The sequence below is a fragment of the Kitasatospora sp. NPDC005748 genome (assembly GCF_040630735.1).
Lineage (GTDB): Bacteria > Actinomycetota > Actinomycetes > Streptomycetales > Streptomycetaceae > Kitasatospora.
In genome coordinates, this window is the sequence record NZ_JBEXYD010000136.1 from 1 (window position 1) to 4,949 (window position 4,949).

The window sequence follows — 4,949 nt, forward strand, 5'->3', positions numbered from 1 at the left end:
GCCGACGGTCGTGCTGTTCTCCTCCCACGTCTCCAGCAGCACGGGCAGGACGGTCCCCACCTGGGCAGGGCCGCCGATGTCGTAGAGCTCCCACGGGCCCTTCGGCGCGGCCGGATCAGGCCTTCTTGGCGCACTCCGCACAGGTCCCGAAGATCTCCAGGGTGTGGGCGATGTCGCTGAACCCGTGCTCGGCGGCTACCGAGTTGGCCCAGCGTTCGACGGCCGGCCCCTCCACCTCGACGGTCGCGCCGCAGTGCCGGCAGACCAGGTGGTGGTGGTGCCCGCTGCTGCAGCGGCGGTAGACGGCCTCGCCGTCGGCGGTGCGCAGCACGTCGACCTCGCCGGCGTCGGCGAGCGACTGCAGGGTGCGGTAGACCGTGGTCAGACCCACCGAGTCGCCTCGGTGCTTGAGCATGTCGTGGAGCTCCTGCGCGCTGCGGAAGTCCTCGATCTCGTCCAGGGCCGCCGAGACGGCGGCTCGCTGCCGGGTCGAGCGGGCGCGCGGCGACGGGCCTGCGGTGGTCACCGTGGGTCCTCCTGGGGGTGTGGGCATCTCGCACCTCATTGTGCCAGCCCCGCCCTCCGGTCCGGAGTGGTCGCGTCGGACGCGCTCTGCCCGGGCAGTTGGACGTCGCAGACCGCGGGGCCGGGGTCGGCCTTCGCCGTCCGGTGCCGGTGGCGGGCCAGCGGTGCGGCGATCGCGCTGAACACCGCGAACACCGCGATGGCGAGCAGCACGATGGCCGGTCCGGAGGGGACGTCGAGCTGGTAGGAGCCGGTGACGCCGGCCAGCGAGACCAGGACGCCGAGGCCGATCGAGGCGGCCTGGGTGGCGGCGAAGGAGCGGGTGAGCTGCTGGGCGGCCACCACCGGGACCACCATCAGCGCGCTGACCAGCAGCAGCCCGACGACCCGCATGGCGACCGTGACGGTGATCGCGGCCATCACCGCGAGCAGCAGGTTGAGGAGGCGCACCGGCAGGCCGGTGACCCGGGCGAAGTCCTCGTCCTGGCAGATCGCGAAGAGCTGGCGGCGCAGGCCCACGGTGACGCCGATGACCACGGCGCCGAGGATGCCGATGGTGACGAGGTCGGCGGGGGCGACGGTGAGGATGGAGCCCCAGAGGTAGCTCTCCAGGCTGCCGGCGCCGGCCTGGGCGGACTTCGAGACGAGCAGCTTGCCGCAGGCCATGCCGCCGTAGAACAGCATGGCGAGGGCGATGTCGCCGCGCTGGTTGCCGCGCGAGCGGACCAGCTCCATGGTGACGGCGCCGAGGACGCAGACGAGGACGGCCATCCAGACCGGGCTGGTGTCGAAGATGAAGCCGAGGCCGACCCCGGTCATCGCGACGTGGCCCATGCCGTCGCCCAGCAGTGCCTGGCGCCGCTGCACCAGGTAGATGCCGACGGCCGGCGCGGTGATGCCGACCAGGACGGCGGCGAGCAGGGCGCGCTGCATGAAGTCGTAGGAGAGCATCTCGGTCATGCGAGCAGCCTCGGCGGGGTGTGGTCGGCGTGCGGATGGACGTGGTCGTGGCCGGGCAGGGCGTGCAGGCCGGTGTTGGGGACGGGCGGGCCGTCGTGCGCGACGCAGCCGTCGCGCAGCACCACGGCGCGGTCGATCAGCGGCTCCAGCGGCCCGAGTTCGTGCAGTACCAGCAGCACGGCCGCGCCGCGTCCGACCTCGGCGCGCAGGGTGTCGGCGAGCACCTGCTGGCTGGTGGCGTCCACTCCGGCCATCGGCTCGTCCATGATCAGCAGGTCGGGGGTGCCGACCAGGGCGCGGGCGATCAGCACCCGCTGCTGCTGGCCGCCGGAGAGGTCGGCGACGCCGTCCCCGGCCCGGTCCAGCATGCCGACGGCGGTCAGCGCGCGGTCCACCGCGTCCCGGTCCCGGCGGCGGAAGGGCAGCAGCCGGTGCTGCGGGAGCCGCCCGGTGGAGACCACCTCGCGCACGGTGGCCGGCACGCCGGAGGCGGCGGTGGTGCGCTGCGGCACGTAGCCGACCCGGTGCCAGGCACGGAACTTGGCGAACGGGATGCCGAACAGGTCCAGGCTGCCGTGCTCCAGCGGGACGGCGCCGGTGACGGCCTTGACGGTGGTGGACTTGCCGGAGCCGTTGGCGCCGAGCAGGGCGACCACCTCGCCGGGTTGCACCGTGAGGTCGACGCCGCGCAGCACCGGCCTGCCGCCGCGCGAGGCGACGGCGTCGTGCAGGCGGACGGCCGGGGGTATCGGGTGGGTCATGGCGTGTTGTCGTCCCCTCAGCTGGTGGTGGCGCCGGCCGTGCCGAGCGCGGCCCGCAGGTTGGCGAGGTTCTGCTCCATCACCGTCAGGTAGGTGTCCTTGGCCGGGTCCTTGACGCCCTCCAGCGGGTCCAGCACCGCGGTCCGGAGGCCGAGATCCTTGGCGACGGTCTCCGCGAGCTTGGGGCTGACCAGGGTCTCGAAGAAGATCGTGGTGACGCCGTTGTCCTTGGCGGCCTTCTGGACGTCGGCCAGCCGGGCCGGGGTGGGCTCGGACTCCGGGTCGACGCCGTTGAGGGCGACCTGGGTGAGGCCGTAGTGCTCGGCGAGGTAGCCGAAGGCGGCGTGGCTGGTGACGAAGGTCCTGGTGTTCGCGTCCTTGAGGCCGTCCCGGAACCGCTGGTCCAGGGTGGTGAGCTTGCCGACCAGTTCGTCGGTGTTCTTCCGGTAGTCGGCCGCGTGCGCCGGGTCGGCCTTGGCGAACTCGGCGCCGACGCTCTGGGCGACCGCCGCGTAGCGGGTCGGGTCGAGCCAGATGTGCGGGTCGCCGGGGGCGCCGTCGTGCTGGTGGCCGTCGCCCTCGGCGTGGCCCTCCTCGCCCTCGCCGAGGTGGTGGTCGACCAGCGGGCTGGCGGCGGTGGCGTCGACGACGTGCTTGGCGCCGGAGTCGGCGACCGCCTTGTCCACGGTCGGCTGGAGGCCCTTGAGGTAGAGCAGGGCGTCGGCCTTCTTGACGCTCGCGACCTGCTTGGCGGTGAGGTCGAGGTCGTGCGGCTCGGTGCCGGCCGGGGTCAGGGTGGTGACCTTGACGTGCTCGCCGCCGATCTGCGAGGCGAGGAACTCCATCGGATAGAACGAGGCGACGACGCCCAGCTTGCCGTCCGTGCCCTTGGCGCCGCCGTCCCCGCCGCAGGCGGTGAGCAGGAGGGTGCCGGCGAGGGTGGTCGCGGTCAGGGCGAGGACGGTGCGGGTAGGTCGTCGGATCATCATGACAACCATTCTCAGGTTAGATGGAAATGATTGTCAAATCACTCGGACGGGTGAACGGTGGATGGTGATGGTTGGGTGGGGCCGGGCGATACCGATTTGAACCCCGTACCCGTATGGCCGGTAACCTGAGGTATTCGGGTACGCGCAACCAGCCGTGCCCTGACCGTGCCGTCGTACTGAAGAGAGCACTGTGGCCGCCGACAAGATCGACACGATCGTCAGCCTGAGCAAGCGCCGTGGCTTCGTCTACCCCTGCAGCGAGATCTACGGCGGCACGCGTGCCGCCTGGGACTACGGGCCGCTGGGCGTCGAGCTGAAGGAGAACATCAAGCGCCAGTGGTGGCGCGCGATGGTCCAGGCCCGTGAGGACGTCGTCGGGCTCGATTCGTCGGTGATCCTGGCCCGTGAGGTCTGGGAGGCCTCCGGTCACGTCGCCACCTTCAACGACCCGCTGACCGAGTGCCTCTCCTGCCACAAGCGCCACCGGGCCGACCACCTGGAGGAGAAGTACGAGGCCAAGCACGGCTACCCGCCGGCGAACGGCCTCAAGGACATCAACTGCCCCGACTGCGGCACCAAGGGCTCCTTCACCGAGCCCCGGGAGTTCTCGGGCATGCTGAAGACGCACCTCGGCGTCACCGAGGAGGCGGGCGGCCTGGCCTACCTGCGCCCGGAGACGGCGCAGGGCATCTTCACCAACTTCAAGGCCGTCCAGACGACCTCGCGCAAGAAGCCGCCGTTCGGCATCGCCCAGACCGGCAAGAGCTTCCGCAACGAGATCACCCCCGGCAACTTCATCTTCCGCACCCGCGAGTTCGAGCAGATGGAGATGGAGTTCTTCGTCAAGCCGGGCGAGGACGAGCAGTGGCACGACTACTGGCTCCAGCAGCGCTGGGACTGGTACGTCGACCTCGGCCTGCGGACCGAGAACATGCGCTTCTTCGAGCACCCGAAGGAGAAGCTGTCCCACTACGCCAAGCGCACGGTGGACATCGAGTACCGCTTCAACTTCGGCGGCCAGGAGTTCTCCGAGCTGGAGGGCGTCGCCAACCGCACCGACTACGACCTCACGGTGCACAGCGAGGCCTCCGGCCAGGACCTCAAGTACTTTGACCAGGAGTCCGGCGAGCGGTACTTCCCGTACGTCATCGAGCCGGCGGCGGGCCTCAACCGCGCCATGCTGGCCTTCCTGATCGACGCCTACTTCGAGGACGAGGCGCCCAACGCCAAGGGCGTCCTGGAGAAGCGCGTCGGCATGCGGCTGGACCCGCGGCTGGCCCCGGTCAAGGTCGCGGTGCTGCCGCTGTCGCGCAACGCCGACCTCTCGCCGAAGGCCCGCGGCCTGGCCGCCGACCTGCGCACCGCGTGGAACGTCGAGTTCGACGACGCGGGCGCGATCGGCAAGCGCTACCGCCGCCAGGACGAGATCGGCACGCCGTTCTGCGTCACCGTCGACTTCGACACCCTTGAGGACAACGCGGTGACCGTGCGCGAGCGCGACACCATGTCGCAGGAGCGCGTCTCGCTCGACCAGGTGAAGTCGTACCTGGCCGCGCGGCTGATCGGCTGCTGACCGCAGCACACCCGGCCGTCGCGCCGAAGGAGCCCCCGTCCGCCTTGGCGGTTTCTAGGGGTCGTTGCAACACGTGGTCGGTTTGATCAGGCCGCGATGAGTTTATGCAGGCGCTCGGCTGGGGTTTCCCAGCCGAGCGTT

The 4,949-nt window shown here is 70.8% G+C and carries 5 protein-coding genes; 1 reads left to right on the forward strand and 4 read right to left on the reverse strand.

Annotation, left to right across the window (positions count from 1 at the left end; translation table 11 throughout):
• Positions 1 to 115: 115 nt before the first annotated feature.
• Genes ABZ495_RS36740 through ABZ495_RS36755 form a run of 4 tightly spaced genes read right to left on the reverse strand, consistent with a single transcriptional unit; the run spans position 116 to position 3,235 of the window.
• Positions 116 to 526, reverse strand: a complete 411-nt coding sequence (locus ABZ495_RS36740) for a Fur family transcriptional regulator (RefSeq protein ID WP_329487566.1) — start codon at positions 524 to 526, stop codon at positions 116 to 118.
• Between the two features lie 35 nt (positions 527 to 561).
• Positions 562 to 1,485, reverse strand: coding sequence for a metal ABC transporter permease (locus ABZ495_RS36745; RefSeq protein WP_359802970.1), 924 nt, complete (start codon positions 1,483 to 1,485; stop codon positions 562 to 564).
• Complete coding sequence (locus ABZ495_RS36750; RefSeq protein ID WP_329487562.1) at positions 1,482 to 2,246, reverse strand: metal ABC transporter ATP-binding protein; 765 nt, start codon at positions 2,244 to 2,246, stop codon at positions 1,482 to 1,484. The genes ABZ495_RS36745 and ABZ495_RS36750 overlap by 4 nt, the downstream gene beginning before the upstream one ends.
• A gap of 17 nt (positions 2,247 to 2,263) precedes the next feature.
• Positions 2,264 to 3,235 carry a metal ABC transporter substrate-binding protein gene (locus tag ABZ495_RS36755; protein ID WP_359840336.1) on the reverse strand — a complete coding sequence of 324 codons (972 nt, stop codon included), beginning with the start codon at positions 3,233 to 3,235 and terminating at the stop codon, positions 2,264 to 2,266.
• 190 nt (positions 3,236 to 3,425) lie between these two features.
• Between ABZ495_RS36755 and ABZ495_RS36760 the strand changes: the two genes are divergently transcribed.
• The gene (locus tag ABZ495_RS36760) at positions 3,426 to 4,808 is read left to right on the forward strand and encodes a glycine--tRNA ligase (protein WP_329487560.1); all 1,383 of its coding nucleotides are present in this window, start codon (positions 3,426 to 3,428) and stop codon (positions 4,806 to 4,808) included.
• Positions 4,809 to 4,949: the final 141 nt, after the last annotated feature.